23 protein-coding genes and 1 other RNA gene are annotated in these 23,753 nt (G+C 54.0%); 7 read left to right on the top strand and 17 right to left on the bottom strand.

Annotated features, from left to right (window positions below):
- Positions 1-46: 46 nt before the first annotated feature.
- Complete coding sequence (gene idi, locus I6L74_RS04165; RefSeq protein ID WP_059177608.1) at positions 47-598, top strand: isopentenyl-diphosphate Delta-isomerase; 552 nt, start codon at positions 47-49, stop codon at positions 596-598.
- Between the two features lie 48 nt (positions 599-646).
- Here idi and lysS read toward each other — a convergent pair whose 3' ends face one another.
- From lysS to xerD, 5 genes are all read right to left on the bottom strand, one after another.
- Positions 647-2,164: a lysine--tRNA ligase gene (gene lysS, locus I6L74_RS04170; RefSeq protein WP_059177607.1), complete on the bottom strand. Its 1,518-nt coding sequence runs from the start codon at positions 2,162-2,164 to the stop codon at positions 647-649.
- Between the two features lie 9 nt (positions 2,165-2,173).
- Positions 2,174-3,272 (bottom strand): peptide chain release factor 2 gene (gene prfB / locus I6L74_RS04175; RefSeq protein WP_096759544.1). Its coding sequence is split into 2 segments (ribosomal slippage): positions 2,174-3,196 and positions 3,198-3,272, totalling 1,098 coding nucleotides; the frame shifts between segments, so codons are not numbered across the junction.
- Between the two features lie 104 nt (positions 3,273-3,376).
- Positions 3,377-5,110 (bottom strand): single-stranded-DNA-specific exonuclease RecJ, encoded by a 1,734-nt coding sequence (gene recJ / locus I6L74_RS04180; RefSeq protein WP_059177606.1) that lies wholly within the window; start codon positions 5,108-5,110, stop codon positions 3,377-3,379.
- A 5-nt stretch (positions 5,111-5,115) separates the two neighbouring features.
- Complete coding sequence (gene dsbC / locus I6L74_RS04185) at positions 5,116-5,829, bottom strand: bifunctional protein-disulfide isomerase/oxidoreductase DsbC (protein ID WP_059177605.1); 714 nt, start codon at positions 5,827-5,829, stop codon at positions 5,116-5,118.
- Between the two features lie 28 nt (positions 5,830-5,857).
- The gene (xerD, locus tag I6L74_RS04190) at positions 5,858-6,754 is read right to left on the bottom strand and encodes a site-specific tyrosine recombinase XerD (RefSeq protein ID WP_059177604.1); all 897 of its coding nucleotides are present in this window, start codon (positions 6,752-6,754) and stop codon (positions 5,858-5,860) included.
- A 100-nt stretch (positions 6,755-6,854) separates the two neighbouring features.
- Between xerD and fldB the strand changes: the two genes are divergently transcribed.
- Positions 6,855-7,376, top strand: coding sequence for a flavodoxin FldB (gene fldB / locus I6L74_RS04195; RefSeq protein WP_059177603.1), 522 nt, complete (start codon positions 6,855-6,857; stop codon positions 7,374-7,376).
- A gap of 4 nt (positions 7,377-7,380) precedes the next feature.
- Here the strand turns inward: fldB and I6L74_RS04200 are convergent, their stop codons facing one another.
- Together I6L74_RS04200 and sdhE are read right to left on the bottom strand one after the other, a co-directional pair.
- Complete coding sequence (locus I6L74_RS04200) at positions 7,381-7,794, bottom strand: protein YgfX (protein ID WP_059177602.1); 414 nt, start codon at positions 7,792-7,794, stop codon at positions 7,381-7,383.
- On the bottom strand, positions 7,775-8,041 hold the full coding sequence (gene sdhE, locus I6L74_RS04205; RefSeq protein WP_015960306.1) for an FAD assembly factor SdhE: 267 nt from the start codon (positions 8,039-8,041) through the stop codon (positions 7,775-7,777). The genes I6L74_RS04200 and sdhE overlap by 20 nt, the downstream gene beginning before the upstream one ends.
- Positions 8,042-8,308: 267 nt before the next feature.
- Here sdhE and ygfZ point away from each other — a divergent pair, with 267 nt between their 5' ends.
- Positions 8,309-9,289, top strand: a complete 981-nt coding sequence (ygfZ, locus tag I6L74_RS04210) for a tRNA-modifying protein YgfZ (protein ID WP_059177601.1) — start codon at positions 8,309-8,311, stop codon at positions 9,287-9,289.
- A gap of 42 nt (positions 9,290-9,331) precedes the next feature.
- On the opposite strand, the gene trhA is transcribed toward ygfZ, so the two are convergent.
- Positions 9,332-9,991, bottom strand: a complete 660-nt coding sequence (trhA, locus tag I6L74_RS04215; RefSeq protein ID WP_059177600.1) for a PAQR family membrane homeostasis protein TrhA — start codon at positions 9,989-9,991, stop codon at positions 9,332-9,334.
- A gap of 163 nt (positions 9,992-10,154) precedes the next feature.
- Complete coding sequence (gene yqfB / locus I6L74_RS04220) at positions 10,155-10,466, bottom strand: N(4)-acetylcytidine aminohydrolase (protein WP_059178027.1); 312 nt, start codon at positions 10,464-10,466, stop codon at positions 10,155-10,157.
- A 52-nt stretch (positions 10,467-10,518) separates the two neighbouring features.
- On the opposite strand from yqfB, the gene I6L74_RS04225 reads away from it, so the two are divergent.
- A complete protein-coding gene (locus tag I6L74_RS04225) occupies positions 10,519-11,250 on the top strand; it encodes a MurR/RpiR family transcriptional regulator (RefSeq protein WP_059177599.1) in 732 nt (243 codons plus the stop codon).
- A 115-nt stretch (positions 11,251-11,365) separates the two neighbouring features.
- Positions 11,366-12,799, top strand: coding sequence for a 6-phospho-beta-glucosidase BglA (bglA, locus tag I6L74_RS04230; RefSeq protein ID WP_059177598.1), 1,434 nt, complete (start codon positions 11,366-11,368; stop codon positions 12,797-12,799).
- 116 nt (positions 12,800-12,915) lie between these two features.
- On the opposite strand, the gene I6L74_RS04235 is transcribed toward bglA, so the two are convergent.
- The 8 genes from I6L74_RS04235 to I6L74_RS04270 all read right to left on the bottom strand — a co-directional run bounded on the left by I6L74_RS04235 (position 12,916) and on the right by I6L74_RS04270 (position 23,026).
- On the bottom strand, positions 12,916-13,659 hold the full coding sequence (locus I6L74_RS04235) for an SDR family oxidoreductase (RefSeq protein WP_059177597.1): 744 nt from the start codon (positions 13,657-13,659) through the stop codon (positions 12,916-12,918).
- Between the two features lie 66 nt (positions 13,660-13,725).
- Positions 13,726-16,599, bottom strand: coding sequence for an aminomethyl-transferring glycine dehydrogenase (gene gcvP, locus I6L74_RS04240; RefSeq protein WP_059177596.1), 2,874 nt, complete (start codon positions 16,597-16,599; stop codon positions 13,726-13,728).
- A 184-nt stretch (positions 16,600-16,783) separates the two neighbouring features.
- Positions 16,784-17,173 carry a glycine cleavage system protein GcvH gene (gene gcvH / locus I6L74_RS04245; protein ID WP_015960314.1) on the bottom strand — a complete coding sequence of 130 codons (390 nt, stop codon included), beginning with the start codon at positions 17,171-17,173 and terminating at the stop codon, positions 16,784-16,786.
- A 24-nt stretch (positions 17,174-17,197) separates the two neighbouring features.
- A complete protein-coding gene (gene gcvT / locus I6L74_RS04250) occupies positions 17,198-18,292 on the bottom strand; it encodes a glycine cleavage system aminomethyltransferase GcvT (protein WP_059177595.1) in 1,095 nt (364 codons plus the stop codon).
- 426 nt (positions 18,293-18,718) lie between these two features.
- Positions 18,719-19,921: an FAD-dependent 2-octaprenylphenol hydroxylase gene (gene ubiI, locus I6L74_RS04255; protein ID WP_059177594.1), complete on the bottom strand. Its 1,203-nt coding sequence runs from the start codon at positions 19,919-19,921 to the stop codon at positions 18,719-18,721.
- A gap of 12 nt (positions 19,922-19,933) precedes the next feature.
- Positions 19,934-21,112 (bottom strand): 2-octaprenyl-6-methoxyphenyl hydroxylase, encoded by a 1,179-nt coding sequence (ubiH, locus tag I6L74_RS04260; RefSeq protein WP_059177593.1) that lies wholly within the window; start codon positions 21,110-21,112, stop codon positions 19,934-19,936.
- Entirely contained in the window at positions 21,109-22,422 is a 1,314-nt protein-coding gene (pepP, locus tag I6L74_RS04265; RefSeq protein ID WP_059177592.1) for a Xaa-Pro aminopeptidase, read from the bottom strand. The genes ubiH and pepP overlap by 4 nt, the downstream gene beginning before the upstream one ends.
- A gap of 25 nt (positions 22,423-22,447) precedes the next feature.
- Complete coding sequence (locus tag I6L74_RS04270; protein ID WP_072241760.1) at positions 22,448-23,026, bottom strand: YecA/YgfB family protein; 579 nt, start codon at positions 23,024-23,026, stop codon at positions 22,448-22,450.
- A 166-nt stretch (positions 23,027-23,192) separates the two neighbouring features.
- Here I6L74_RS04270 and zapA point away from each other — a divergent pair, with 166 nt between their 5' ends.
- Both zapA and ssrS read left to right on the top strand, forming a co-directional pair.
- Positions 23,193-23,522 (top strand): cell division protein ZapA, encoded by a 330-nt coding sequence (gene zapA, locus I6L74_RS04275; RefSeq protein WP_015960320.1) that lies wholly within the window; start codon positions 23,193-23,195, stop codon positions 23,520-23,522.
- A gap of 41 nt (positions 23,523-23,563) precedes the next feature.
- A non-coding RNA gene (ssrS, locus tag I6L74_RS04280) (6S RNA) lies at positions 23,564-23,747 on the top strand.
- Positions 23,748-23,753 lie beyond the last annotated feature (6 nt).

Raw genomic sequence — 23,753 nt, forward strand, 5'->3', positions numbered from 1 at the left:
GTGAGATATAATTTCGCCATCCCGTCGTTCGGGTACTGGAGTCGGAATGAGCATACAAGAACACGTCATTTTGGTTAACGACCAGGGAGAGGTTGTTGGCACTCAGGAGAAGTACGCTGCGCACACTTCTCATACCTCGCTGCATTTAGCTTTCTCTTCGTGGCTGTTTAACGATCGGGGTCAATGCCTTGTTACCCGCCGCGCACTGAGCAAAAAAGCCTGGCCTGGCGTTTGGACAAACTCGGTCTGCGGCCATCCACAAATCGGCGAAACCACCGAACAGGCGATAGAACGCCGCTGTCGTTTCGAAGTCGGCGTAGAGATCGCGCATCTTACGCCGATCGCAGCAGATTTCCGTTACTGTGAGATCGATCCTTCGGGCATCGTTGAAAACGAAATTTGCCCGGTATTTGCAGCACAGATTGTCAGCCCGCTCAGGGTAAATCCCGACGAGGTGATGGACTATCAGTGGGTTGAACTGGCGTCACTGTTACGTACCCTGGAGGCCACGCCGTGGGCTTTCAGCCCGTGGATGGTTTCGGAAGCGGCTAACGCGTGTGAAAAACTCAGACAGTTCGCCGATAACCTAAAGGCATAAAAAAAGCCCCGACGTGATAAACGCCGGGGCTTTTCAATCGTTACGGTATTATTTTACCGGACGCATCGCCGGGAACAGGATCACATCACGGATGGTGTGGCTGTTGGTAAACAGCATCACCATACGGTCGATACCAATGCCCAGACCCGCCGTTGGCGGCAAGCCGTGTTCCAGCGCGGTCACGTAGTCTTCGTCGAAGAACATCGCTTCATCGTCGCCTGCGGCTTTCGCATCAACCTGATCCTGGAAGCGCTGCGCCTGATCCTGCGCATCGTTGAGCTCGCTAAAGCCGTTACCGATTTCACGGCCGCCAATAAAGAACTCAAAGCGGTCAGTGATTTCCGGGTTTTCGTCATTACGACGCGCCAGCGGAGACACTTCAGCCGGGTATTCGGTGATGAAGGTAGGCTGAATCAGATGCGCTTCTGCCACTTCTTCGAAGATCTCAGTCACGATACGACCCTGACCCCAGCTCTTCTCAACCTTGATACCGATGCTTTCCGCGATGGCTTTCGCAGAGTCAAAGTTATCCAGATCGGCCATTTCGGTTTCTGGACGGTATTTCTTGATCGCTTCGCGCATGGTCAGCTTGACGAACGGCTTACCAAAGTCGAACACTTCGTCACCGTAAGGGACTTCCGTGGTGCCGAGAATATCCTGCGCCAGGGTGCGGAACAGCGATTCGGTCAGCTCGATCAGATCTTTGTAATCCGCATACGCCATATAGAGTTCCATCATGGTGAACTCTGGGTTATGGCGAACAGAAATACCTTCGTTACGGAAGTTACGGTTGATTTCGAACACGCGTTCGAAGCCGCCAACCACCAGACGCTTCAGGTACAGTTCCGGCGCGATGCGCAGGTACATGTCCAGATCCAGCGCATTGTGATGGGTCACGAATGGACGCGCAGACGCGCCACCCGGAATCACCTGCATCATTGGTGTTTCGACTTCCATAAAATCACGGCCAACCATGAACTGACGGATGCCCGCCATAATCTGGGAACGGATTTTGAACGTTTTGCGGGATTCATCGTTAGAGATGAGATCCAGGTAGCGCTGACGATAGCGCGCTTCCTGATCCTGCAGACCGTGAAATTTATCCGGCAACGGACGCAGTGCTTTCGTCAGCAGGCGCAGTTCGGTGCAGTGAATAGAGAGTTCGCCCGTCTTGGTCTTGAACAGCTTGCCTTTTGCGCCAAGAATATCGCCCAGGTCCCACTTCTTGAACTGCTCGTTATAAATGCCTTCTGGCAGATCGTCACGGGAAACGTACAGCTGAATACGGCCACCGACGTCCTGCAACGTCACGAAGGACGCTTTACCCATGATACGACGGGTCATCATGCGGCCTGCAACGGACACTTCTACGTTCAGCGCTTCCAGCTCTTCGTTTTCTTTTGCATCGAAGTCAGCGTGCAGCCGATCGGAAGTGTGATCGCGACGAAAATCGTTCGGGAATGGAATACCCTGCTCACGCAGTGCAGCCAGCTTTTCGCGACGCGTTTTCAGCTCGTTATTAAGATCGACTACCGCGTCAGTGCCCTGTGCTTGTTGTTCAGACATGTTGGTTCCTCATAACCCTGCTTTCAAACTTGCTTCGATAAATTGATCCAAGCTGCCGTCCAGCACCGCCTGCGTGTTACGGGTTTCAACCCCGGTACGCAAGTCTTTAATGCGGGAGTCATCAAGGACATAAGAACGAATCTGGCTGCCCCAGCCGATGTCAGATTTGTTATCTTCCATCACCTGTTTCTCGGCATTTTTCTTCTGCATCTCCAGCTCATAAAGCTTCGCTTTCATCTGCTTCATGGCCTGGTCTTTGTTCTTATGCTGCGAACGGTCGTTCTGGCATTGCGTTACCGTGTTGGTCGGAAGGTGGGTAATACGCACCGCGGATTCCGTTCGGTTAACGTGCTGACCGCCCGCGCCAGATGCGCGATAAACGTCAATGCGCAAGTCGGCTGGGTTGATTTCGATATCGATATCGTCTTTCACTTCTGGATAGACAAACGCAGAGCTGAAAGAGGTATGACGGCGACCGCCGGAGTCGAACGGGCTTTTACGCACCAGGCGATGAACGCCCGTTTCGGTACGCAACCAGCCGTAAGCGTAATCGCCAATGATCTTGATGGTGATGGATTTAAGACCCGCCACTTCACCTTCAGACTCTTCGATAATCTCGGTTTTGAAGCCGCGCGCTTCTGCCCAGCGCAAATACATACGCGCCAGCATGCTCGCCCAGTCTTGCGCTTCGGTCCCGCCAGAACCGGCCTGGATATCGAGATAGCAATCGGCGCTGTCGTATTCGCCAGAGAACATGCGGCGGAATTCAAGCTGCGCCAGTTTCTCTTCTAATACGTCGAGCTCAGCGATCGTTTCGTTGAATGTTTCTTCGTCGTCGGCTTCGACCGCTAATTCCAGCAGACCAGAAACGTCTTCCAGTCCCTGCGTCATTTGATCCAGCGTTTCAACGATGGCTTCGAGGGAGGAACGCTCTTTACCCAGCGCCTGTGCGCGTTCAGGTTCGTTCCAGACGTCCGGCTGTTCCAGCTCGGCGTTTACTTCTTCAAGGCGTTCTTTCTTCGCATCATAGTCAAAGATACCCCCTAAGAACGGCGGAGCGCTCCGTAAGGTCTTGAATGCGGTTTTTTACCGGATTAATTTCAAACATGGTCTGTTTTCTTTATTGGACTAGTCAAAATGCGGTGATAAGAGCGGGATTGTACCCAATCCACGCTCTTTTTTATAGAGAATAGTGACGCTAAATTGGTCAGCTTACATCGGCCAGATATGATCGATGATGATTTGCAAACTGCGATTTCCGCGAAACTCATTGATATCCAGTTTGTAGGCCAGTTCGACTTCACGCACGCCGTTATCAGGCCAAACTGAGGTGTCGACGTTGAAAGCAATCCCATCCAGCAGCGGGCCGCCGCCAAGCGGTTCAACCATCACTTTCAGATGACGATCGCCCACCAAACGCTGTTGCAGTAGACGAAAACGGCCGTCAAACAGCGGTTCCGGGAACATTTGTCCCCAGGGTCCTGATTCGCGCAGCAGTTGCGCGATCTCCATGGTCATCTCAGCAGGCGTCAGCGCACCATCGGAAACCACTTCACCTTGCAGCAAGGCGGGATCCAGCCAGTCGGTCACCAGTTCGCTAAAGAGCCGTTGAAACTCATCAAACTTCGTCTCTTCCAGCGATAAACCCGCCGCCATGGCGTGACCGCCGAATTTAATCATCAGCCCAGGATGCAGCGTATCCAGACGCTCTAGCGCATCGCGCATATGCAGCCCCTGAATAGAACGACCCGACCCTTTTAGCGTGCCGTCACCCGCCGGTGCAAACGCGATCACCGGACGATGAAAACGCTCTTTGATGCGCGAGGCCAAAATACCCACGACGCCCTGATGCCATTCCGGGTGATACATCGCCAGCCCGCCGGGCAGCGTTTCGCTACTGCGCTCAAGTTTTTCACACAGCGTCAGCGCCTCTGCTTGCATCCCCTGCTCAATCTCTTTGCGCGTCTCATTCAGCGCATCCAGTTCATTCGCCAGCACGCGCGCTTCACCGATGTTGTCGCACAGCAGCAGCGCCACGCCAACAGACATGTCATCCAGTCGCCCTGCCGCGTTCAGACGTGGGCCCAAAGCAAAACCTAAGTCGCTTGCCGCCAGCTTTTGCGCATCGCGGTTGGAAATCTCCAGCAGCGCTTTGATGCCTGGTCGGCATTTCCCCGCGCGAATCCGGCTCAAACCCTGCCAGGTCAGAATACGGTTATTGGTGTCCAGCGGGACAACGTCCGCAACCGTCCCCAGCGCGACCAGATCGAGATATTCCGCCAGATTAGGCACCGCGATACCACGCGTCTCAAACCAGCCTTTATCACGCAGCAACGTGCGCAGCGCCAACATCAGATAGAACGCTACTCCCACGCCCGCGAGCGATTTCGACGGGAAGTCGCAGTCGCGCAGATTGGGGTTAATAATCGCTTCGGCAGCCGGTAAGGTGTCACCCGGCAAATGGTGATCGGTAACGATAACCGGGATCCCAAGCTGATGCGCCCGATCGACCCCGGCGTGTGACGAGATCCCATTATCGACGGTTAAGATCATCTGCGCGCCACGCGCTTGAGCCTGATCAACCACTTCCGGACTCAGGCCGTAGCCATCTTCAAAGCGATTAGGCACCAGATAGGTGACATTATCGCAGCCGAGCGCACGCAGGCTGAGCACCGTTAGCGCGGTGCTGGTTGCGCCATCGGCGTCAAAATCACCGACGACGACAATGCGCGTCCCTTCACGCAGCGCGTTGTAGAGCAGTTCAGTCGCTGTTTCTACACCGCTGAGCTGTTGCCAGGGCAACATGCCTTTGACGCTACGCTCAAGTTCATCGGCATTGCGCACGCCACGTCCTGCATAAAGTCGGCGCAGAAGCGGCGAAAGATCGGCAGGTAAATTAACGTTCTCATCCACCTCACGGCGGCGCAGTTGAGTCTTTGCTTTCACGCGAATTATTTACCGCCAGTCTGTTTCTGGTGTGCGTCGAGAAACTCTTTCATCTCTTTCGGCCCCTGATAACCCGGCACGACGTATCCGTTGCTCAGCACGATGGCAGGCGTTCCGGTCACGCCAAACTGCACACCCAGCGCGTAATGGTTCGCAATGTCGATGTCGCAGGACGCCGGTTTGACGCCTTTGCCGTTCATCGCATCATCAAACGCTTGTTTCGGATCTTTGGCACACCAGATGGCTTTCATGTCCTGCTCTGGCTGGCTCTGAATACCCGCACGCGGGAAAGCCAGGTAACGCACGGTGATCCCCAGCGCGTTGTAGTCTTTCATCTCTTCATGCAGCTTGTGACAATAGCCGCAGGTGATATCAGTGAAAACGGTAATAACGTGTTTTTCCTGCGCGGCTTTGTAGACAATCATCTCTTTTTCGAGCGCATTCAGGTTTTTCATCAGTAACTGATTAGTGATGTTAACCGGCTGCGCGCCGCTGACGTCATACATTGGACCTTGAACGAAATGCTTGCCGTCTTCGGTAACGTAGAGCACACCGCTGTTTGTCAGTACCGTTTTCATGCCGGCTACGGGTGCAGGCTGGATATCACTACTGGTCACGCCGAGTTTGGCCAGTGACTGTTTAATTGCCGCATCGTCAGCATGAGCAAAGCCCGCCCAGGATGCAGCCAGCAGAGAGAACAGCGCTAAAGATTTTTTCATTTTCGGTCCTATGACTATGTTTCGGCACTCACGCTCGCGGGTGGTGCTGTTGGTGTAGCTGCCGCAACCGTTCTGTTGCAACGTGGGTATAGATTTGCGTGGTTGACAGGTCGCTGTGTCCCAGCAACATCTGTACGACGCGCAAATCAGCGCCATGGTTGAGCAAGTGCGTTGCGAAGGCATGGCGCAGAACGTGCGGCGAAAGTTTTTCACTGTCGATACCCGCCAGTGTGGCGTAATGTTTTATGCGATGCCAGAAGGTTTGTCGCGTCATTTGTTGCGCACGCTGGCTGGGAAACAGAACATCAATAGAAACACCGTTCAGAAGCCATGGTCGACCATGCTCGAGATAGTTCTCCACCCAGTACACCGCCTCTTCGCCAAGCGGGACCAGACGTTCTTTGTTTCCTTTACCTATCACGCGGACCACGCCCTGACGCAGGCTAATATCGCTCATCGTCAAACCCACCAGTTCCGAGACGCGCAAACCCGTGGCATACAGCACTTCAAGCATGGCTTTATCGCGTAACTCCAGCGGCACGTCAACCGTCGGTGACTGTAATAATCTGTCAACTTGTGCTTCGCTGAGATCTTTAGGTAAACGCTGCGGCAGCTTGGGGGATGCCAGTAGCGCACTCGGATCGTCAGCGCGAAGCTTCTCGCGATACAGATGCTGAAACAGTCGTCTCATTGCACTCAGCAGGCGCGCGGAACTGGTGGCTTTGTAGCCGCCGTCCATACGTTCGGCCAGTAGAGACTGGAGATCGTCTCGCTGTGCCTGTTCGAGCGACAAGCCACGGTGCGCGAGCCATTCCGCCAGCATCGTTAAATCGCGACGATAGGCGCTCAGCGTGTTCTCCGCCAGGTTCTTCTCAAGCCACAGCGCATCGAGAAATTGTTCGATGAGTGCGAGATCCTTTTCCACGTCTGCTCCTGTGATTCTGCCCTCGGCCATTATGACGTAATGGTACAGCTTTCTGGTACACTACGCGCAAAGTCATAGCAAGTATTGAGAAGTTTACGCGATGAATATTGGTCTGTTTTATGGTTCCAGCACCTGCTATACCGAGATGGCCGCGGAGAAAATTCGCGACATTATCGGCCCTGAACTGGTGACGCTCCACAATCTTAAAGACGATGCCCCCACCGAAATGGAACAGTACGATGTTCTGATTTTGGGCATTCCGACCTGGGATTTTGGTGAGATACAGGAGGACTGGGAAGCCATTTGGGAGCAGCTCGATTCACTCAACCTGGAAGGCAAAATCGTTGCGCTTTACGGTATGGGCGATCAGCTAGGTTATGGCGAGTGGTTCCTTGATGCGCTCGGCATGCTGCACGATAAGCTTGCCCCAAAAGGCGTCCATTTTATCGGCTACTGGCCAACAGAGGGTTACGAGTTCACCAGCCCAAAACCGGTGATTGCTGATGGCCAGCTGTTTGTGGGCCTGGCGCTGGACGAAACCAACCAGTACGACCTCAGTGACGAGCGCCTGCAAAGCTGGTGTGAACAAATTCTGGGTGAAATGGCGGAAAAATTTAGCTAATCCGCTATCGACCGGGCGTCGGTTGCTGCAAAACCATCCGACGCAAATCTCGCCACTCGTCAGCATCCATACTGTCCGCCGAAAGCCATAAATGCTGGTTTCGTCCGCCTTGCACGTTACGCAAGCGAAACATCATGCCAAAACTCAGCATCCAGGGCGTACCGACGATTTCCCACTCTTTACCTTGCCAGCGCAGACGAGAGTCCATCAGCAGCTTGATTTCGCCCTGACAGGAATTGATACGTCGCTGGCTGCGCACGCTGTCGAACACCACAAGCGAGAGTAACAGCATCCATAACGGGGTGTAGCTGAGTGGCCACGGCATCAGCAAAACAAAGGCCGCAACCATTCCGTGGAGCAACAAAGACATCCACTGTGAGCGCCAGGATACGCGCAGATCAGATTGCCACAGGACCACGTTCCCGATTCCGTGTTTGAATTAATTGCACCATCCGTTGCAACTCGGTGTCGGCGGGCTTGCCGTGATTCATCAGCCAGTTGAATAAATCAGGATCGTCACTTTCAAGAAGGCGAATAAACAGACGCTTATCGTCATCGCTTAAGCTGTCGTATTCATATTCGAAGAATGGCATGACGGAAATATCAAGTTCGCGCATGCCGCGGCGGCACGCCCAGTGAATACGAGCCTTATTGCTAATGTCCATGTTGATTTCCTGCTAAACGTTTCTTCTACCTCTAAGAGGGACGATTTCTAGTGTAACGTGTTTTTTGCCGTTTCATTACAGGAAAATCACTGACTGGAAGCACGCTTCCAGAAAAATCCCCTATAAAGAGAGCGGATTACTCTGTTTTGCGTGACGCTACGCAGAACGTTAATAAGGCACAATTGGGCTGCTGAAAGGGCTTGCAATGACTGCTGTCTCTTTTACCATTAGGCATTAACAAAGCGTTAAGCAATTCAGGATATCACTATGGCTTTTACACCATTTCCTCCTCGCCAGCCTGTCGCCTCCGCGCGTCTGCCGCTGACGCTTATCTCTCTTGATGACTGGGCTTTGGCAACAATCTCTGGCGCTGATAGCGAAAAATATCTTCAGGGTCAGGTCACTGCCGACGTCGCCCAGTTAGGCGAGCATCAGCATCTGCTGGTGGCGCATTGCGATCCTAAAGGAAAGATGTGGAGCAATCTGCGTCTGTTCCGTCGTCAGGATGGTTTTGCCATTATCGAACGCCGTAGCCTGCGAGATGCGCAACTGACTGAACTGAAAAAGTATGCGGTTTTCTCTAAAGTGACAATCGTTGCAGACGACGAAAATGTGCTGCTTGGCGTCGCCGGTTTTCAGGCCCGCGCGGCGCTGAAAACTCTTTTCAGCGAGCTGCCTGATGCTGATAAACCATTGATTAATGATGGCGCGACTTCCCTTCTGTGGTTTGAATACCCAGAGGAACGCTTCCTGCTGGTCACGGATGTCGCGACTGCGGAGCGCGTGACCGAAGCGCTGCGTGGCGAAGCACAATTCAACAACAGCCTGCAGTGGTTAGCGCTGAATATTGAAGCGGGTCTGCCGATCATTGACGCGGCAAACAGCGCACAGTTTATTCCGCAGGCTACCAATATTCAGGCACTCGGCGGCATCAGCTTTAAAAAAGGCTGTTACACCGGTCAGGAGATGGTGGCCCGGGCAAAATTCCGCGGGGCCAATAAACGCGCGCTGTGGTATCTGGCAGGAAACGCCAGTCGCGTTCCAGAAGCCGGTGAAGATCTCGAGCTGAAAATGGGTGAAAACTGGCGTCGCACAGGTACTGTGTTGGCTGCTGTTCAGCTGGACGATGGCCGAGTTCTGGTGCAGGTGGTGATGAACAATGACATGGAAGCTGACAGCGTGTTCCGCGTGCGTGACGATGCCAATACATTAAGCATCCAGCCGCTGCCGTATTCATTAGAAGAGTAATACTTTGCCCGGCAGTGGATTCATTGCCGGGCGTTCAAAACGTTAAGCCTGCGCCACGTATAAATATATCGCCAGGAAATGGCACACGCTGCCGCCCAGCACGAAGCCATGCCAGATAGCGTGGTTGTACGGAATACGTTTACAGACGTAAAAAATCACCCCGAGTGAATAGATGATCCCCCCCGCCGCAAGCAGCGTCACCCCACCCGCGTCCAGCTTTGTCGCCAGTTGATATACCACGATCAGCGACAGCCAACCCATCGTCAAATATGTCACCAGCGACAGCACTTTAAACCGGTGCGCAATCGTGAGCTTAAACAAGATACCGAGCAGTGCCAGTCCCCAAATGACGATCATCAGGCCGCGTGATAAGGGCGAGTTCAATCCCACCAGCAAAAATGGCGTATAGGTTCCGGCAATCAGGAGATAGATAGCGCAGTGATCAAATTTCTTAAGCCAAATTTTGGCACGCTGATGCGGAATGGCGTGGTAAAGCGTTGAGGCGAGAAAGAGGAGAATCATACTCCCGCCATACAGGCTATAGCTGGTAATAGCCAGCGCATTGGCGTTCGCATCAAACGCCTGCACCAGCAGAAGTACCAAACCGACAATACCAAAAACGAGGCCAATCCCGTGACTAATGCTGTTGGCTATTTCCTCAGCCAGTGAATATCCCTGTGCAACGATTGGTTTGCTCACTATAGGAAACTCCAGGAAAACAGAAGATAAAAATGTATCACCAAACTATGCTAACTGAGAACGATTCCAGTGAACACATGTTAGCTAAAATAAATACCTATTCCAGAATAATCCATTAAAATCATTACATTGAGGTTAAAATTCACCTAACACTCGTTCACTTTTATTAAAGGCATTTAAATTCAATCACATAAAACTGGGACTGGTTAGGGTAAATCTCGGCGATAACCGCTTTGAGTGCTTCCAGTGACATGTTTTCCTGCTGCGCATGTTTTTCGGTTAACGCATCCAGCGTCACCGTCGACGTGCGGATGACTTCAACGGTGCAAAAGTACCCCTCATCCTCATAGCGCCCAACGCGCAGAATATCGCCTGCTTTAAAATGTGATTCTGATTCGTCGCGGATAGTGATGGTTTTACGCCCGGCCAGAATGTCTTCCTGAAAGCGCTGAAAAAAAGTAATGTCGTTTGGCTGCATGGTATTATTCCCTGAAGATAAAGTCTGATAAGTGAGTTTAGCCAGCGTGAGCATGTTCTCCCATTCTGCTATTGCCAGTCTCAACAATCTTGAGATGATGGTTTACAACTATGCTATCAAAAACCGCGACAAGGTCACGTACATGACCATCCGCGAACTGGCGGACGCGGCGGGAGTCTCCACCACCACCGTGCTGCGCTTTTGCCGCAAGCTCAACTGCGAAGGCTATTCTGAATTCCGTGTGCGGTTTAAATTGTATTTAGAGAATAATGAACCGCAGCAGGCTAATTTCGGTGCCAGTGAAATTATCAGTTTCTTCCGCAGTGTTAATAACGAAGAATTCGATTCGTTATTAGCGCACGCTGTCGATATTATATTATCGTCAGAGCGTATTATTTTTGTTGGCGCTGGCACCTCTGGTTCGCTGGCAAAATATGGCGCGCGGTTCTTTTCAAATATTGGAAAATTCAGCAATCATATCGACGATCCTTATTTTCCGGTCACCAACGACATGGCAAAAAATGCGCTGGCGATTGTGCTTTCTGTTTCCGGTGAAACCGAAGAGATCCTGCGCTTCGCCAGCCAGTTCAGCCTGCACAACTGTAAAGTGCTCTCCATCACCAGCCATGAACACTCTCGACTGGCAAAACTTGCCGACTTTAATCTCTCATGGCATGTACCTCAAACCCGCATTGGCGGCGTCTACGATATAACCACTCAAATCCCGGTTATTTATATTCTTGAATCGTTAGGTCGGAAACTGGCGAAGAAACTGGCGGAATAAAACAGGCTGTTTTTTTGATGTAACAAATCACATAAACCGCCATTTGTTATATCGTGACATTTAATTCCGCTTTGCTAGACTCGAACACAACAGCAATAATTCGAGACTAGCCAATATGAAAAAACTCACCTTACCAAAAGACTTTTTATGGGGCGGCGCGGTCGCTGCTCACCAGGTCGAAGGCGGCTGGAACAAAGGCGGCAAAGGGCCGAGCATTTGTGACGTGCTGACCGGCGGCGCGCACGGCGTTCCTCGCGAAATCACGCAGGAAGTGATCGACGGGAAATATTACCCGAACCACGAAGCCATCGATTTTCACGGTCATTACAAAGAAGACATCAAGCTGTTTGCTGAGATGGGCTTCAAATGCTTCCGAACCTCTATCGCCTGGACGCGTATCTTTCCGAAAGGCGACGAAACCCAGCCCAATGAAGAAGGCCTGAAGTTTTACGACGACATGTTCGATGAACTGTTGAAGTACAACATCGAACCGGTCATCACCCTCTCCCACTTCGAAATGCCGCTGCATCTGGTGCAGGAGTACGGTGGATGGACCAACCGTAAAGTGGTGGATTTCTTCGTGCGTTTTGCCGAAGTGGTCTTCGAGCGCTACAAAACGAAGGTCAAATACTGGATGACCTTTAACGAAATCAATAATCAGCGTAACTGGCGTGCGCCGCTGTTCGGTTATTGCTGCTCTGGCGTGGTGTACACCGAGCATGAAAACCCGGAAGAGACCATGTACCAGGTGCTGCACCATCAGTTTGTGGCCAGCGCACTGGCGGTAAAAGCCGCGCGTCGTATTAATCCAGAGATGCAGGTGGGCTGCATGCTGGCGATGGTGGCGCTCTATCCGTTCTCCTGCAAACCCGAAGACGTGATGTTTGCTCAGGAATCAATGCGTGAACGCTATGTCTTTACCGACGTCCAGCTGCGCGGTTACTACCCGTCATACGTGCTGAACGAATGGGAACGCCGCGGTTTCTCAATCAAAATGGACGCTGGCGACGAGCAAATCCTGCGTGAAGGCACCTGCGCTTACTTAGGTTTCAGCTATTACATGACCAATGCGGTCAAAGCGGAAGGCGGGACAGGTGACGCGATTTCTGGCTTTGAAGGCAGCGTGCCAAACCCACATGTGAAAGCTTCAGACTGGGGCTGGCAGATTGACCCTGTGGGTCTGCGCTATGCGCTGTGCGAGCTTTACGAGCGCTATCAGAAACCACTGTTTATCGTGGAAAACGGTTTTGGTGCCTACGATAAAGTGGAAGAAGATGGCAGCATCAACGATGACTACCGCATCGACTACCTGCGCGCTCACGTCGAAGAGATGATCAAAGCGGTTACCTACGACGGTGTAGATCTGATGGGCTATACGCCATGGGGCTGCATCGACTGCGTGTCATTCACCACCGGTCAGTACAGTAAACGCTACGGCTTTATCTACGTGAACAAACACGACGACGGGACTGGCGACATGTCGCGTTCCCGTAAGAAAAGTTTCGAGTGGTACAAAGCGGTGATCGCCAGCAACGGCGAAACGCTCTAGCCACCCCAGCCCTTTCCCCTGCGGGCGAGATCGAAAAGATCGCACCGACTCCCCCTCTCCGCAAAGGATGAGGGGGAAAACTGCACCGCGTATTCCTCTCCCCTGCGCGAGAGGAATTATTTCCCGCCCGCTAATTCAAGAAAACTTCCCGTCACGTAAGACGCCTTTTCGCTCAGCAGCCAGACAATCGCCTGCGCCACCTCTTCGGGCTGGCCGCCGCGCTGCATCGGCAACAGAGACTTCACCCGATCTACACGCCCCGGCTCACCGCCAGAAGCATGAATGTCGGTATAAATTAGCCCTGGACGCACGCAGTTCACGCGAATGCCCTGCGCCGCCACCTCCAGCGATAATCCGATGGTCAACGAATCTACCGCACCTTTCGAGGCGGCATAATCGACATACTCACCGGGAGCCCCAAGACGCGACGCCGCAGACGACACATTCACTATCGCCCCGCCTTTGCCGCCGTGTTGATGAGACATGCGTTTCACCGCTTCACGACAGCAGAGGAAATAGCCCGTCACGTTAGTGGTTAATACGCGATTGATGCGCTCGGCGGTCAGATTTTCAATCGTGCTTTGCTCAAACAAAATGCCGGCGTTGTTGACCAGCGCGGCCAGCGGTTCGCCTTCACGGTCCAGGCTTTCGAACATCGCCATCACCTGCGTTTCGTCGCTGATATCAGCGCGTAACGCAAAAGCCTTGCCGCCGGAGTCGGTAATTTGATTCACCACATCCGTCGCGGCTTTGATGTTGTGGTGATAATTCACCGCCGCCGTGTAGCCTTCACGCGCCAGTTGCAGCGCGGTCGCTTTACCAATTCCGCGGCTTGCGCCGGTTACAAGAGCAATAGCCAAGAGACGTCCCTCCAAAATAAAAAAAGCCGGGCATCACTCGCCCGGCTTAAGCAGTCACGTTAAGTATTACTGATATTCGCTCATTGGCACGCAGGAGCAGAACAAATTGCGGTCGCCATAAACGTCATCAAGACGTTTCACCGTTGGCCAGTATTTGTTTGCCACGCCCGCCGGGAAGACCGCCACTTCGCGGGTGTAGCCGTGATGCCACTCCGCTACCAGCTCGTTTTGCGTGTGCGGCGCATTGACCAGCGGGTTATCTTCCAGCGTCCATTCGCCCTGCTTCACGCGGGTGATTTCATTGCGAATCGCCAGCATCGCCTCGATAAAGCGATCCAGTTCAACTTTGCTTTCTGACTCGGTCGGCTCAACCATCAGCGTGCCCGCTACCGGGAACGACATGGTCGGTGCGTGGAATCCGTAGTCAATCAGGCGCTTGGCGATATCCAGTTCGCTGATCCCGGTTTCGTCTTTCAGCGGACGAATATCCAGAATACATTCGTGCGCCACGCGGCCATCACGACCGGTATAGAGCACTGGATAGGCGTCTTTCAGACGTGTGGCAATGTAGTTGGCGTTCAGGATCGCTACCTGACTTGCCTGTTTCAGCCCTTCTGCGCCCATCATACGGATGTACATCCAGCTGATTGGCAGAATGGATGCGCTGCCAAACGGTGCCGCGGATACCGCGCCCTGACGGGTCAACATACCTTCAATCTGCACCACACTGTGGCCTGGAACAAACGGTGCCAGGTGCGCTTTTACGCCAATCGGTCCCATACCCGGGCCGCCGCCGCCGTGCGGGATACAGAAGGTCTTATGCAGATTCAGGTGCGAAACATCCGCGCCGATAAAGCCCGGAGAGGTGATGCCCACCTGCGCGTTCATGTTCGCGCCATCAAGATACACCTGGCCGCCGAACTGATGCACAATCTCGCACACTTCACGGATGGTTTCTTCGTACACACCGTGCGTGGACGGATACGTGACCATAATGCAGGAGAGTTTTTCGCCCGCATGTTCTGCTTTGGCACGCAGATCGGTCAGGTCGATGTTCCCGTTTTTGTCGCATGCGACGACAACGACTTCCATTCCCGCCATCTGCGCGGATGCCGGGTTGGTGCCGTGTGCGGAGCTTGGGATCAGGCAGATATCGCGATGACCTTCGTTGCGGCTTTCGTGGTAATGACGAATCGCCAGCAGGCCGGCGTACTCGCCCTGTGCGCCGGAGTTTGGCTGCATGCAGAGTGCGTCATAACCGGTCAGCTTCACCAGCCAGTCGGAGAGCTGGTTGATCATCTGATGATACCCTTCCGCCTGTTCTGCCGGGCAGAACGGGTGCAGCTCAGAGAACTCAGGCCAGGTAATCGGAATCATTTCTGCGGCGGCGTTCAGCTTCATGGTGCAGGAACCCAGCGGGATCATCGCCTGATTCAGCGCCAGATCTTTGCGCTCCAGAGAGTGCATATACCGCATCATCTCGGTTTCGCTGTGATAGCGATTGAATACCGGGTGAGTCAGAATCGCATCATCGCGCAGCATGCTTTCCTGAATAGAGCGGCTATCGTGCGCCACTTCTTTATCCAAGGCATCGACGTCAAGTCCGTGTGCATCGCCCAGCAGGACGTTAAACAGATTTTGCACGTCCTCGCGGGTGGTGGTCTCATCCAGCGTGATACCGACGGCGTTGAGAATATCGCTGCGCAGGTTGATCTCTGCGGCTTCTGCGCGCGCCAGCACACCGGCTTTATCCGCAACTTCAACACACAGCGTGTCAAAGTAATGGGCATGGCGCAGCTTCAGGCCTTTTTGCTGTAAACCGGTAGCCAGAATATCCGCAAAGCGATGAATGCGGGTCGCGATGCGCTTCAGGCCCACTGGACCGTGGAACACCGCGTACAGGCTGGCAATATTCGCCAGCAGTACCTGAGAGGTACAGATATTGGAGTTCGCTTTTTCGCGACGAATGTGTTGCTCACGCGTCTGCATCGCCATACGCAGCGCGGTATTGCCCGCGGCATCTTTCGACACACCGATAATGCGGCCAGGCATAGAGCGTTTGAATTCGTCTTTTCCGGCGAAGAATGCCGCGTGCGGGCCACCGTAGCCCATCGGCACGCCAAAGCGCTGCGCGGAACCGAAAACAATATCCGCGCCCTGTTTGCCCGGTGCCGTTAACAGCACCAGCGTCATAAAATCGGCCGCCACGCTGACAACAATTTTGCGGAATTTCAGCTCGGCAATCAGCGCACTGTAGTCGTGTACTTCACCGGTGGTGCCGACTTGCTGCAACAGCACGCCGAAGACATCCTGATGATCCAGCACTTTATCTGCATCATCGACAATCACGTCAAAACCAAAGGTTTCGGCACGCGTACGCACAACGTCCAGCGTTTGCGGATGCACGTCAGCCGCGACGAAGAAGCGGTTGGCGTTTTTCAGCTTGCTCACGCGTTTTGCCATCGCCATCGCTTCGGCGGCGGCAGTTGCTTCGTCCAGCAAAGAAGCAGAGGCGATGTCCAATCCGGTCAGATCCAGCGTGACCTGCTGGAAGTTCAGCAACGCTTCCAGACGGCCCTGAGACACTTCCGGCTGATAAGGCGTATAGGCGGTGTACCAGCCCGGGTTTTCCAGCATGTTACGCAGAATAACCGGCGGCAACTGCACTGGGGTGTAACCCATGCCAATGTAAGACTTAAAGCGCTTGTTGAGACCGGCAATGGCCTTCAGTTCCGCCAGCGCAGCAAATTCCGTTGTCGCCTCACCCACTTGCGGCGGCGTGGCGAGCTGAATGTCTTTCGGCACGATCTGGCCGATCAGTGCGTTTAACGAATCCGCGCCAACTGTCTTCAGCATCTCCTGCTGTTGCTGAGCATCCGGCCCAATGTGACGTTCAATGAAGGCGCCACGGTTTTCAAGCTGGCTTAAAGTCTGTGTCATGAGCGATGGTTCCTGAAACGTGCGGTGAATCGATGTAGAAATCGTGATTGTCTTGCCTTGATACGCTTAATCATTCGCGTTGCAGGAAGGCAGCGACGCTGCGAATCCTCAGGAGCTTACATGAGTAAGTGACTGAGATGAGCGAGGACGCCTACGCACCTGCAACGTGAAGGATGACGCGTATTTACTCGTTTTCTAGCAGAGCGGCATACGCCGTCGCATCCAGAAGCGCTTCCACTTCTGCTTCGTCAGCCGCGCGGATTTTGAAAATCCAGCCGTCGGTGTACGGGTCACTGTTCACCAGCTCCGGAGAGTCGCTCAGCGCATCGTTGACCGCAACGATTTCGCCGCTCACGGGTGCGTAGATGTCGGATGCGGCTTTAACTGATTCCGCTACCGCGCAGTCGTCGCCCGCACTGACGGTCGTGCCGACGTCCGGCAGGTCGACAAACACCATGTCACCCAGCAGCTCTTGCGCATGCTCGGTGATCCCTACGGTGTACGTGCCGTCGGCCTCTTTGCGCAGCCATTCGTGTTCTTTACTGTATTTCAGTTCTGCTGGCACATTGCTCATTGGAATTCTCCTGATAAAAAATGATTAGGCGACCGGCTTACCGGCGCGAACAAAAATCGGTTTAGTCACTTTGACCGGCATTTCACGATTACGGATCTGCACAATGGCGGTTTCGCCAATGCCAGCCGGAACGCGCGCCAGCGCAATGCTGTAGCCCAGCGTCGGCGAGAAGGTACCGCTGGTGATCATGCCTTCACGCTGATTGCCGAGCTCATCGGTAAATCGCACAGGCAGCTCGTTACGCAGCACGCCTTTTTCAGTCATCACCAGGCCGACCAGCTGATCGGTGCCTTTTTCGCGCTGCATCTCAAGCGCTTCGCGGCCAATAAATTCACGATCGGCAGGTTCCCACGCGATGGTCCAACCCATGTTGGCGGCCAGCGGAGAGACGGTTTCATCCATTTCCTGACTGTACAAATTCATGCCAGCTTCCAGACGCAGCGTATCACGCGCGCCAAGACCAGCAGGTTTGACACCGGCTTCCACCAGCGCATGCCAGAATTCGGCAGCTTTCTCGTTCGGCATCGCAATTTCGTAACCCGCTTCACCGGTGTAACCGGTGGTGGCGATAAACAAATCGCCCGCCTGCACGCCGAAGAATGGCTTCATGCCCTCAGTCGCGTGACGCTGCTCATCCGTGAATAACGTGGCGGCTTTCGCCTGCGCGTTAGGACCCTGAACGGCGATCAGCGACAGATCGTCACGAACGGTAATTTCGACGGCGTACTTTTCAGCGTGTTGGGAAATCCAGGAGAGGTCTTTTTCGCGGGTGGCGGAGTTAACAACGAGGCGGAAGAAATCTTCAGTGAAGTAATAAACAATCAGGTCGTCTATGACGCCGCCGGAGGCATTTAACATGCCGGAATAGAGCGCCTTGCCTGGGGTCTTGAGCTTAGCGACGTCGTTTGCCAGCAGATAACGCAAAAACTCCCGGGTGCGGCTCCCGCGCAGATCGACAATGGTCATGTGCGACACATCAAACATACCGGCGTCGGTGCGCACGGCATGATGCTCATCGATTTGTGAGCCGTAATGCAGCGGCATCATCCAGCCATGGAAATCCACCATGCGTGCACCGCATAACGTGTGTTGTTCGTATAAAGGAGTTTGTTGAGCCATCTTGTCCTCGTTGAATAAGCAGGGCTATCTTGTGTTTCGCATAAAAATCCATCACGAAACCCGGCGTTGGCATCACGCCTGGACGCCGACGCAAACGTTCTCTTTTACCTGAACTTACCACCGAAACCAGGGATTAACCATAAGGTAAAACGGGTCATCACATTAGCTTATGACTAAAAAACACCAAAACGACAACAGAACGATTCACTGGATAAATGCAATTAACGCCGAGTAAACGCAATGTAATGGCCGAGTTATTTAGATAAGAGTGATATTTAATGCGGAAAAAGATGGCGATTTCCCATCATGAAAAAAACGCGAGATTAGATAATCTAATGCGAATTAGGGTGTGAAATTAGAATATTTCAAATGAGAGAAATGTCCCGGCTCAGAAGCCGGGAAATGAAAGTGTGATGGGGGTCTAACTTAGCGCAGCCAGTCTGGCAGATCGTTCAACCCCATCGCCTGACGAAGCAGTTGGGGTTTTACACCTGGAAGAGTATCGGCCATTTTCAGACCCAGATCGCGAAGCAGTTTTTTGGCGGGGTTATCGCCTGCAAATAGCTCGCGGAATCCCTGCATACCCGCCAGCATCATCGCGGCACTGTGCTTGCGGCTGCGCTCGTAGCGGCGCAGATAAAGGTGCTGACCAATGTCCTTCCCTTCACGATGTAAACGACGCAGCTCTTCGATGAGCTCAGCGGCATCCATAAAGCCCAGGTTAACGCCCTGTCCCGCTAAGGGATGGATGGTATGCGCAGCATCACCCACCAGCGCCAGACGGTGCGCCGCAAACTGGCGCGCATATCGGCCAGTCAATGGGAACACCTGGCGCTCGCTTTCAAGCGCACACAGACCCAGGCGGTTATCAAACGCCATGCACAGCGCCTGGCTGAATTCTTCCAGCGTCGCGTCCTGCATCTGCTGGGCTTTCTCCGGGATCAACGACCAGACAATTGAACACAGATGCGGATCGCTCAGCGGCAGAAACGCCAGAATGCCGTCATTATGGAAGATCTGACGCGCTATGCCACCGTGCGGCTCAGCGGTACGAATCGTCGCGACCATCGCGTGATGACGGTAATCCCAAAACGTCAGTGGGATATCCGCTTTATTTCGCAGCCAGGAGTTCGCACCATCTGCGCCAACAACCAGACGCGCCGTTAGCATCTCGCCACTCTGCAACGTAATGAAGGCTTCGTTCTCACCCCAGGCGACTTGCTGCACCTGTGCAGGCGCTAACAGCGTAATATCTGCGCTGTGCTGCGCTTTTTGCCATAGAGCATGATGAATGACCGCATTTTCGACGATGTGACCCAGATGGCTGTAGCCCATGCTTTCGTCATCAAACGCAATGTGACCAAAGCTGTCTTTGTCCCACACTTCCATCCCGTGATAACAGCTTGCGCGAAACGCCGTGATATCTGACCAGACGCCAAGACGCGTCAGCAGCTTTTCGCTGGCGGCGTTGATGGCCGATACGCGAAGTTCAGGCGGTGCGTCCGGGGCTACGGGCTGCGGTGGCGTGCTTTCAAGAACGGCAACGCGCAGGCCGCTTCCCTGCAAACCGCAGGCTAAAGCCAGCCCAACCATTCCGCCGCCAACAATGGCAACATCAACATTCTGCACTGAGTTAACTCCTTAACGCGCGACCCAACCAAGAGTCCGCTGCGCCAGCACGTTACGTGCCGGAATGAATAGTTCCATCGCCATCAGCCCCGCATTGCGCCCGGCAACCAGCGGTGCCCAACGGTTTGCGAAAAGATGCACCAGGCCATCGGTGACGCCAATAGTGGCCTCTTTGTCTGTCTGGCGACGCTTCTGATAGTGGCTGAGTATGGCATAGGCACCGTAATCATTGTGATCTCGCCACGCCTGTGCCAGCGTCTCTGCCAGGCTCATCACGTCGCGTAAACCCAGGTTAAATCCCTGTCCTGCAATTGGATGCAGCGTTTGCGCGGCATTGCCGACTAAGGCGACGCGATGGGAAATGGATTGCGATGCAGTGGTCAGCGCCAGGGGGTATGCGGAACGCTGTCCCGCATGGGTGATACGACCAAGCCGCCAGCCAAATGCTTTTTGCAGCTCGTCGCAAAAACGGGCGTCAGACCAGGTCATCACCTCGTCAATACGGTCCAGCGCGTGACACCAGACCAGCGAACTGCGTCCGTCCGACATCGGCAGCATCGCGAGGGGGCCGAACTCAGTAAAACGTTCGAACGCACGCCCCTGATGGGCGACAGCGGTAGAAACATTCGCAATCACCGCCGCCTGACCGTAAGGCTGCTGATGCCATTCAACGCCACACTGGGTGGCCAGCGCGGAGCGAGAACCATCAGCAGCGACCAGCAGTTGCCCTTCGAGCGTGTCGCCATTATCAAGCGTAACGCTGACGCTATCCTGGCTACGGGTAAAACTGGCCACCCGCGCTGGGCAGTGCAGCGTGACGCCAGGCGCATCCTGCAATAAGCGGAATAAACGCAGGCCAACGTCATGCAGCTCAACGACATGCCCCAGCGCGTCAATGCGGTAATCCTGCGCATCCAGCGTCACGAAACCAGCATGGCCCCGGTCGCTGACATGAACGGTGTTGATTGCGGTTGCACGGTCGGCGATGGCTTGCCAGATCCCCACGCGTGCGAGTTGCTGGCAGGTGCCTTGCGCCAGCGCAATCGCTCGGGCGTCAAAACCCGGGTGCTCAGAAACCTGCGGGGCAACCGCTTCGACAAGATGCACGGGCAATTGCCCCTCGGTGAGCTTAGAAATCACCAATGCCAGCGTCGCGCCAGTCATGCCACCACCCACAATGATGACACTCATGCGCGTGCCGCCGCCATCAGCGCTTCGATATCGTCTGCCTTTTTCACCACTTGCGCAGTCATATTTTCGTTACCGGTTTCGGTAATGACGATGTCGTCTTCGATACGGATGCCGATGCCGCGATACTCGGCAGGCACGTCAGCATCCGGGGCGATGTAGAGTCCCGGTTCGACGGTGAGCACCATGCCCGGCTCAAGCGTCCGCGAGCGGTCAGGCCCGTAGCCGCCGACATCATGCACATCCAGCCCCAGCCAGTGGCTCAGGCCGTGCATAAAGAATGCGCGGTGCGCGTTATCCGCAATGAGCTCATCAATGTCGCCGTTGAGAACACCGAGATTCACCAGGCCTGTGACCATAATGCGCACGACTGCGCCCGTCACCTCCTGAATCGACGTGCCGGGGCGGAACAGCGTTAATGCAGTTTCGAGTGATTCCAGAACGATGTCGTAAACGGCTCGCTGCGCAGGGGTAAATGTGCCGTTCACCGGGAAGGTACGGGTGATATCACCGGCATAGCCTTTGTATTCGCATCCTGCATCGATCAGCACTAAATCGCCGTCGCGCAACGCACTTTCATTTTCCGTGTAATGCAGAATGCAGCCATTTTCACCGCCGCCCACAATGGTGTTATAGGACGCAAAGCGCGCGCCGTGGCGGGAAAACTCGTGAAGGATTTCGCCTTCAAGCTGATATTCGAACATGCCCGGACGACATTTTTCCATCGCGCGGGTGTGGGCCAGCGCGCTGATTTCGCCCGCACGACGCATGGCCTGTAACTCTTCTGACGATTTAAACAGGCGCATTTCATGAACTATAGGACGCCAGTCGGTGAGCGATGCGGGCGCAGATAAATTCTGACGCGACCCTTTGCGGAGTTTATCCAACGCAGTGAAAACGATATCGTCCGCGTATGCGTACTCACCCTGCGCGTGGTACACCACATCCAGACCGTTGAGCAACTGATAAAGCTGTTCGTTGATTTCGCTAAAGGCCAGCGCGCGCTCTACGCCGAGTTTTTCGGGAGCGGCATCCTGACCTAAGCGACGACCAAACCAGATTTCTGCAGTGAGATCGCGAACACGATTGAACAAAACGCTGTGGTTATGGGTGTCATCGCTTTTTATCAGCACCAGGACCGCTTCCGGCTCGTTAAAACCGGTGAAGTACCAGAAATCGCTGCTTTGGCGATACGGATACTCGCTGTCGTTGCTGCGCGTCGCTTCCGGTGCGGCAAAAATCAGCGCCGCGCTTCCAGGCTGCATTTTTGCCAACAGCGCCCGGCGGCGGCGAAGATACTCCTGCTGAGTCATGACACCCTCCTGTGCGTTCTTATTCTTAATGTAATGTCGGTTTGCGGACTTCCGGTGCGGTTGGCTGCGAGCGCGTAAAAGTATCGTGGCACAGCAGCGCGGCAACGCGCACATACTCAATAATCTCTTCGACAGACATTTCCAGCTCTTCCTGGTCTTCGTCTTCATCGTAGCCAAGCTGGGCAATGTTACGCAGATCGTCGATAGCTTCACCCGCTTCGCCAGTGACTTTATCAAGCTTAGGCTGCGTCACGCCCAGACCTAACAGATAGTGGTTTACCCACCCCGCCAACGCATCGGCGCGATCAAACACGCTAACGTCATCGCCATCAGGCAGATAAAGCTGAAAAAGGAAGCCGTCATCTTCCAGCGAGTCGCTGGTGGCCGAGTGCATTTTACGCAGCGTTTCCGCCAGCTCGTGACCAAACGCCAGACCTTCGTTTGTCAGGTCGTGAAGCAGCGGCTGCCATGAGCTGTCGCTGTTTCCGCCGCACAGCATGCCACTGATCAGACCGTGCATTTCAGCAGGGGTCAAACCCACGCCCTGCTGGTTAAGTAACTGGCTTACTTCGTTGTAACCAGGCATTTCGTTCTGTATAGACATGCGCATTCGTCATCGTTAGGAGAATATTCATGATATGCTACCACTTTGGACCCTGGAGATACCAGAAAAGGGCTTGTATCTTCATATCATGGTAGCTATAGTGTCGCCCCTTCGCAGCCCCCGGGCCATGAGCGAAGGTCGCGCAGTCAATAAGCAGGAAGGTGGCATGTCTGCACAACCCGTCGATCTCCAAATTTTTGGCCGTTCGCTGCGAGTGAATTGTCCGCCTGAACAAAGGGATGCTTTGAGTCAGGCTGCGGACGATTTGAATCAGCGGTTGCAAGATTTAAAAGAACGCACTAGAGTCACAAATACTGAGCAGTTGGTTTTCATCGCCGCGTTGAACATCAGCTATGAATTAACTCAGGAAAAAGCGAAGACCCGCGATTACGCGGCGAGCATGGAGCAACGCATTAAAATGCTCCAGCAGACCATCGAACAAGCGTTGCTTGATCAAGGTCGCACTCCCGAAAGACCGGGACAAAAGTTTGAATAACACTTCGCAGTTGACTATGGTAGAGTGACTGTGAAGAAAAAATTTCTCTGAGATGTTCGCAAGCGGGCCAGTCCCCTGAGCCGATATTTCATACCACAAGAATGTGGCGCTCCATGGTCGGTGAGCATGCTCGGTTCGTCCGAGAAGCCTTAAGACTATGACGACATATTCACCTTGAACCAAGGGTTCAAGGGTTACAGCCTGCGGCGGCATCTCGGAGATTCCCACTCT

Source organism: Lelliottia amnigena, from assembly GCF_019047465.1.
Classification (GTDB): Bacteria; Pseudomonadota; Gammaproteobacteria; order Enterobacterales; family Enterobacteriaceae; genus Enterobacter; species Enterobacter amnigenus.

What these genes read in the sequence shown, in the direction of transcription:
- fldB (WP_059177603.1), top strand. Translation starts at nt 6,855, where the DNA reads ATGAATATTGGTCTGTTTTATGGTTCCAGCACCTGCTATACCGAGATG.
- pepP (WP_059177592.1), bottom strand. Translation starts at nt 22,422, where the DNA reads ATGACTCAGCAGGAGTATCTTCGCCGCCGCCGGGCGCTGTTGGCAAAA.
- gcvH (WP_015960314.1), bottom strand. Translation starts at nt 17,173, where the DNA reads ATGAGCAATGTGCCAGCAGAACTGAAATACAGTAAAGAACACGAATGG.
- yqfB (WP_059178027.1), bottom strand. Translation starts at nt 10,466, where the DNA reads ATGCAGCCAAACGACATTACTTTTTTTCAGCGCTTTCAGGAAGACATT.
- gcvP (WP_059177596.1), bottom strand. Translation starts at nt 16,599, where the DNA reads ATGACACAGACTTTAAGCCAGCTTGAAAACCGTGGCGCCTTCATTGAA.
- lysS (WP_059177607.1), bottom strand. Translation starts at nt 2,164, where the DNA reads ATGTCTGAACAACAAGCACAGGGCACTGACGCGGTAGTCGATCTTAAT.
- gcvT (WP_059177595.1), bottom strand. Translation starts at nt 18,292, where the DNA reads ATGGCTCAACAAACTCCTTTATACGAACAACACACGTTATGCGGTGCA.
- ubiH (WP_059177593.1), bottom strand. Translation starts at nt 21,112, where the DNA reads ATGAGTGTCATCATTGTGGGTGGTGGCATGACTGGCGCGACGCTGGCA.
- dsbC (WP_059177605.1), bottom strand. Translation starts at nt 5,829, where the DNA reads ATGAAAAAATCTTTAGCGCTGTTCTCTCTGCTGGCTGCATCCTGGGCG.
- I6L74_RS04225 (WP_059177599.1), top strand. Translation starts at nt 10,519, where the DNA reads ATGTTCTCCCATTCTGCTATTGCCAGTCTCAACAATCTTGAGATGATG.
- sdhE (WP_015960306.1), bottom strand. Translation starts at nt 8,041, where the DNA reads ATGGACATTAGCAATAAGGCTCGTATTCACTGGGCGTGCCGCCGCGGC.
- bglA (WP_059177598.1), top strand. Translation starts at nt 11,366, where the DNA reads ATGAAAAAACTCACCTTACCAAAAGACTTTTTATGGGGCGGCGCGGTC.
- ygfZ (WP_059177601.1), top strand. Translation starts at nt 8,309, where the DNA reads ATGGCTTTTACACCATTTCCTCCTCGCCAGCCTGTCGCCTCCGCGCGT.
- I6L74_RS04270 (WP_072241760.1), bottom strand. Translation starts at nt 23,026, where the DNA reads ATGTCTATACAGAACGAAATGCCTGGTTACAACGAAGTAAGCCAGTTA.
- idi (WP_059177608.1), top strand. Translation starts at nt 47, where the DNA reads ATGAGCATACAAGAACACGTCATTTTGGTTAACGACCAGGGAGAGGTT.
- zapA (WP_015960320.1), top strand. Translation starts at nt 23,193, where the DNA reads ATGTCTGCACAACCCGTCGATCTCCAAATTTTTGGCCGTTCGCTGCGA.